The sequence below is a fragment of the Gordonia sp. i37 genome, assembly GCF_002043085.1.
GTDB lineage: Bacteria > Actinomycetota > Actinomycetes > Mycobacteriales > Mycobacteriaceae > Gordonia > Gordonia polyisoprenivorans.
Map to the genome: position 1 here is coordinate 1 of NZ_MVPX01000191.1, position 6,017 is coordinate 6,017.

Consider the following 6,017-nt stretch of genomic DNA (forward strand, 5'->3'; position numbering starts at 1 on the left):
GTCGATGCCCACGGGCGTGCCGGACTGCACCGGCGCGGCGAGGCCGGCCTCGTCGTCGGCCGGCCCTGCGCGCAAACCGATCCGCGCCTGACCGACCTCACGGCGCTCGACGGGCGGTTCACCCCGCACGCCGACCTCGCGCTCGTACTCGACGACGACGGCGCGCGACACCTCACCGAGATCGCGCCCGCCGACGACACGACCACACGTGCTCGCGGTGGTCGTCGAGCCGGCGGTGGTCGTCGCGCCGCACAGCAACGTCGGCGGCGCCCCGAACGACCGCGGACGACACGAGTGATCGAGGGACACACCGCCGCGCGCCACCGGGTCGGCGAGCGAACCTGGGACATCCCGGTGACCGGATTCTGGCAGGGGCACCGGGCCGCCGCCGGAGTGTATGCGCGGACCGTCGCCGATCTCGTTGCGCGCCACACCGACTCGGTCGGGACATGCTGGGATCTGTATGGCGGCGCCGGGATCTTCGCTGCCACGCTGACCGACACCCTGCATGCGCAGGCGGTGCACATCGTGGATTCCGACGCCGGGGCACTGGCCGCCGCCGAAGCGACCTTCGCCGATGACGACGGCGTCGAGGTGCACCGCGGCGAGGTCGCCGCAACCATCGGTGGACTCCCCGACGCCGGGGTCGTCGTGCTCGATCCACCCCGGACGGGGGCCGGTGCACGGGTGATCGGACAACTCGCCGCGGCCGGCCCGGACGTGGTGGTGCACGTCGGTTGCGACGTCGCGAGGTTCGCCCGCGACCTGGGATTCTTCGCCGAGAACGGGTATCAGACCCGCGAGATCCGCGGATTCGACGCATTTCCGCTCACCCATCACATCGAGGCGATCGCCGTGCTCGTGCGGTCGAACTCACGCCCGCTGCCGCGCTCGGCGGACCGGGGTGCGCCACCGGCGACCGTAGACTGACACACATGCTCCCGCGCGCACCTGTCGGTGTGCCGGGTAGCCCGCCGGGTACGCACCACGTCGCCCGGGAGCGAGACGATCAGTGATGGAGGATCAGATGGGCCTGCTGGAGCGCATCAACTCACCAGCCGACCTGCGGACGCTGTCGGCCGCAGAGGTCGACGCGCTGGCGGGCGAGATCCGCGAGTTCCTGATCCAGAAGGTGTCGGCGGTCGGCGGCCACCTCGGGCCCAACCTCGGTGTCGTCGAGCTGACCCTGGCCATTCATCGTGTGTTCGATTCACCCATCGACCCGGTGATCTTCGACACAGGCCACCAGTGCTACGTCCACAAGATCGTCACCGGGCGACGCGAGGGCTTCGATTCGCTCCGGCAGCGCGGCGGGTTGACCGGCTATCAGGAGCGGTCCGAGAGCCCGCACGACTGGGTGGAGTCCTCGCACGCCTCGGCGGCACTGTCCTACGCCGACGGGCTCGCGAAATCGTTCGCGCTGACCGGCCAGGACGACCGGACGGTCGTCGCGGTGGTCGGCGACGGGGCGTTGACCGGCGGGATGTGCTGGGAGGCGATCAACAACATCGCCGCCGCCGATCGTCGCGTGGTGATCGTCGTCAACGACAACGGCCGGTCCTACGCGCCGACGATCGGCGGGCTGGCCCGGCATCTGTCCGGGCTGCGGCTGCAGCCCGGTTACGAGCGGGTCCTCGACGAGGGCCGGCGTGTGGTCAAACGGTTGCCGGTGGTCGGCGACCCGGCCTACGCCGTTCTGCACGGGGTCAAGAGCGGACTGAAAGACCTTCTCGCGCCACAGGAGATGTTCACCGACCTCGGCCTCAAGTACGTCGGCCCGGTCGACGGCCACGACGTCGAGGCGCTCGAATCGGCGTTCACGCAGGCCCGTTCGTTCGGTGGGCCGGTCATCGTGCACACCGTCACGCGCAAGGGCATGGGCTATGCGCACGCCGAGAACCACGAGGCCGACCAGATGCACTCCACCGGCGTCATCGATCCGGTGACCGGCCGGGCGAAGTCCGTGGCACCGCAGGATTGGACGTCGGTGTTCTCCACGGCACTCGTCGAGGCGGGGGCGGCCCGCGAGGACGTCGTGGCGATCACGGCCGCGATGCCCGGTCCGACGGGTCTGACACCCTTCGGTGAGAAGTATCCCGACCGGATGTTCGATGTCGGGATCGCCGAGCAGCATGCCATGACCTCGGCGGCCGGGCTGTCGCTCGGCGGTCTGCATCCGGTGCTCGCCATCTACTCCACGTTCCTCAACCGTGCATTCGATCAGTTGCTGATGGACGTTGCGCTGCTCGAGCTGCCGGTCACGCTGGTCCTCGACCGATCGGGGATCACCGGTCCCGATGGGCCGAGCCATCACGGGATGTGGGATCTCTCGCTGCTCGCGATGGTCCCCGGGATGCGGGTTGCGGCTCCCCGCGACGCCGTGCGGCTCCGCGAAGAACTCGACGAGGCGCTCGCCGTCGACGACGGGCCCACCGCACTGCGATTCTCCAAAGGTGCTGTGCCCGAAGATATCCGCGCTGTGGTGCGTCTCGACGACGGAGTCGATGTGTTGCGTCGGGGCACCCCGTCGGCCGAACCGATCGGTGGTGACGTGCTCATCGTCGCGGTCGGGGCGTTCTGCTCGCTGGCCCTCGACACCGCCGAACGGCTGCGTAGTCAGGGCATCGAGGCCACCGTCGTCGATCCCCGGTGGGTGCTCCCGGTTCCGGCGTCGATCACCGAGATCGCCGGCCGGCACCGGTTGGTGGTCACCCTCGAGGACAGCGGTGTGCACGGAGGGGTGGGGTCGGCGGTGGCGACCGCGCTCGGTATCGCCGAGGTCACCGTTCCGGTGCAGAACCGCGGTATCCCACAGCAATTCATCGCACACGCCTCACGCGGGGAGATCCTCGCCGAGCTGGGATTGACCGCGCAGGATCTGGCGCGCTCGATCACCGCGACCGTCTCCGGGATGCATTTGACACCGGGGCTCGACCGTCACGAGTTCGCCGACACCGGCCTCGACGCGTCGCGTGCGGATCGTTCGCTGCGTGAGGTCGACGGCCCCGACCCCGAGTAGACCGCGCCGGAGCAGTTCGGCCGGCAGTAGTTCGACCAGCGGTGGTTCGGGACCGCCGCGCTATGGCGACAAGTGCTGTCGCAGGGGTTCTTTCGGTGCGAGATCGGTTCCGCAGGTCAGCTCTGGCCCGGCGTCGGCGAGGTGCTCGACGTGGCCTCGTTCAGCGCTGCGGTGATCGGGCCGACCGTCAGCGAACGCTGCCAGTCGCGGGCGTCGCCGGCCGCCAGGCGGGCGTCGACCGCCGCCTCGGTGATCGGGGGATCGATTCCCTCCCAACACAACTGGCGCACCAGGTCGGGTGTCAGCAGATTCTCCGGGGGTAGTGTGTGCTCCTCGGCGATCTGTTTGACCAGCGGCCGGACCGCGCTCGCGCGTGCCGCGGCCTCCGGGTTGCGTTGATCCCAGCGGCTGATCGGCGGGGGACCGGTGGCCGGAGTCTTGCGTGGCGGGAGTTCGGCCTCGGGCAGGTCGCGTGCGCGCAGTAGGGCCGAGAGCCAGATCCCGGCCTGCCGTCGTTGCCGCGGCCCGCCGAAGACCGGAAGGCGGGTCAGCTCGTCGGTGGTCGACGGTGCGGCAGCGGCGGCGGTGATGATCGCCGAGTCCGGCAGCACCCGACCGGGCGCGACGTCGCGTCGCTGCGCGATCTCCTCACGTGCCGACCACAATTCGCGGACCGCTGCCAGCCCCCGGGCGGTCTTGACGGTGTGGATGTTGGCGGTCCGCCGCCAGCGATCGGTGCGCGGCGGCGACGGTGGACGGCGCAGCACATATGCGAATTCCTCGGCCGCCCAGTCACTTTTCCCCGCGTCGCGCAGGGCGGCGTCCATCGCGTCGCGTAACTCGATGAGTACCTCGACGTCGAGTGCGGCGTAGTTGAGCCACTCCGCGGGCAGTGGGCGCTTCGACCAGTCGGCGGCCCCGTGGCCCTTCTGCAGCCCGAATCCGAGGAACTGTTCGACCATCGCGGCCAGATTGACCTTGGTCAGCCCGAGCAGCCGGCCGGCGAGTTCGGTGTCGAAAAGCGTGGTGGCGTGGAATCCCAGCTCGCGTAGGCACGGTAGATCCTGGTCGGCGGCATGCAGAATCCACTCGGGTTCGGCCAATGCGTCGATCACCGGCAGCAGTGCCTCGGGTTCCTCGATCGGGTCGAGTAAGAAGCTGCCCGCGCCGGTTCGGCGGATCTGGATCAGGTAGGCGCGTTGCGAGTAGCGGTAGCCCGATGCCCGCTCGGTGTCGAGCGCGACCGGACCGCTGCCCGCCGCCAATCGTTGTGCCGCATCGGCGAAGTCGGCGGCCGACGACAGGACCGGCGGCACCCCCTCACGCGGTGCCAACAGCGGGGTGACGGGCGGGGAGTCCGACGCGGACTCCTCCGCGGCTCCGATCGGGTCCGCGTCGCTCACGCCGACCCGAGTTCGGTGACCCCGACCGGCGGCAGGCCCGCCGCCGAGGACAACACCTCGCAGAACCCCTCGAGGTGACCGCCGAGGCCGTCGGAGGTCGGCGCGGTCCACGAGGCGCGTAACTCGAGTTGATGAGCCCGCGGGGGGCCGGCGATGTCGCCGTAGCGCACCGACGTCGTCGAGGTGACGGTGCCGCCGAGGGCGGTCACCTCCACCCGGCCGCCGGAGCTGGCGTGCACACTGCCGTCGGATGCGGTCTGGCCGACCGGTACGCCGAGCGCGTCGGACAACCAACTCCACGCGACCTCCGGGAGCAACGGGTCCATCGCGAGTGCGGCCTCGACCTCGGCCTGGATGTAGGCGACGAGCCGCATCGTCCCGTTCCAGGCATCCTGGCCGTCGGGGTCGTAGAGCAGGATCAGCCGTCCGAAGGCGCTGCCCTGGCCGTCGGCGTCGATGTCGAGGTCGTCGGGTGAGTCCGGAGGGCGCACCTCGGCGCCGACGGCGTAGCTGTAGGGGGCGAGGCGCTGCGGGGGACGGATCGGCCCGACCTCGATCTCGCGCCGGATGCGCGCGGAATGCAGCGACTCGACCGCGGTGCGGAAGTCAGCAGGCTCCATCGGAGCTCCGGAGGAGGTCACGCCCCCGACGGTATGACGGAGACCACGTCGGGCGTCGGAGGCGCGCCGTGGTGATGGTCACCACCGGGCGCCCCGCGAGCACGCCCGACCGCGCGATTGCCGACGGGCCACCGCATGGCAGAGTGATCGGTGATGTCGCACGCACCTGGTACCCGCCGCAGTCACTCCCGTATGCCGCTCGTTGCCGCCGCACGGGGGGAGTCGCCCGCCCGCCGGCCGGTCTGGTTCATGCGGCAGGCCGGGCGATCGCTGCCCGAATACCGGGCGATCCGCGCCGAGATCGGGATGCTCGAGTCGTGCTTCGACCCCGATCTCGTCTGCGAGATCACCCTGCAGCCGGTCCGCCGCCATGACGTCGACGCGGCGATCCTGTTCTCCGACATCGTGGTGCCGCTGAAGGCGGCGGGGGTCGATCTCGACATCGTCGCCGGCACCGGCCCGGTCATCGCAGCGCCGATCCGCAGCACCGCCGACGTCGAGGCCTTGCCGCGTCTGGACCCGGCCGCGGTGGGTGCGGTCGCGCGCGCGGTCACGAAGATCCTCGATCAGCTCGACGAGGCCACCGCGCTGATCGGTTTCGCCGGTGCCCCGTTCACCCTGGCCTCCTACCTCATCGAGGGTGGTCCGAGTCGCAATTACGTCCACACCAAGGCGCTCATGCGCTCCGATCCCGACACCTGGCATGCGCTGATGGCCCGGCTCGCCGACATCACGATCACCTTCCTGCAGGTGCAACTCGACGCCGGGGTCGATGCCGTCCAGGTCTTCGACTCGTGGGCCGGTGCGCTCTCGGAGGCCGACTACCGCACCTTCGTCGCCCCGCACGTCGATCGCGTCTTCGCCGAGCTCGCCGAATATGGCGTTCCCCGAATCCATTTCGGTGTCGGCACCGGTGAGTTGCTCGCGGCGATGGCCGAGCCCGCCGATGTCATCGGCGTCGACTGGCGGGGGGCC

5 protein-coding genes are annotated in these 6,017 nt (G+C 70.3%); 3 read left to right on the forward strand and 2 right to left on the reverse strand.

What is annotated here, in order from left to right; all coding sequences use genetic code 11:
• A partial coding sequence (locus B1964_RS09110) for a methyltransferase (protein WP_079929557.1) occupies window positions 1-930 on the forward strand: 930 nt, incomplete at its 5' end.
• A gap of 97 nt (window positions 931-1,027) precedes the next feature.
• A complete protein-coding gene (gene dxs, locus B1964_RS09115; protein ID WP_079929558.1) occupies window positions 1,028-3,019 on the forward strand; it encodes a 1-deoxy-D-xylulose-5-phosphate synthase in 1,992 nt (663 codons plus the stop codon).
• A 116-nt stretch (window positions 3,020-3,135) separates the two neighbouring features.
• On the opposite strand, the gene B1964_RS09120 is transcribed toward dxs, so the two are convergent.
• Both B1964_RS09120 and B1964_RS09125 read right to left on the reverse strand, forming a co-directional pair.
• A complete protein-coding gene (locus B1964_RS09120; RefSeq protein ID WP_079929556.1) occupies window positions 3,136-4,422 on the reverse strand; it encodes a ribonuclease D in 1,287 nt (428 codons plus the stop codon).
• Window positions 4,419-5,063, reverse strand: coding sequence for a DUF3000 domain-containing protein (locus B1964_RS09125; protein ID WP_014359855.1), 645 nt, complete (start codon window positions 5,061-5,063; stop codon window positions 4,419-4,421). Before B1964_RS09125 ends, B1964_RS09120 begins: the two co-directional genes overlap by 4 nt.
• A 132-nt stretch (window positions 5,064-5,195) precedes the next feature.
• Here B1964_RS09125 and hemE point away from each other — a divergent pair.
• The coding region (hemE, locus tag B1964_RS09130) for a uroporphyrinogen decarboxylase (RefSeq protein WP_079929559.1) at window positions 5,196-6,017 on the forward strand (822 nt) is incomplete at its 3' end.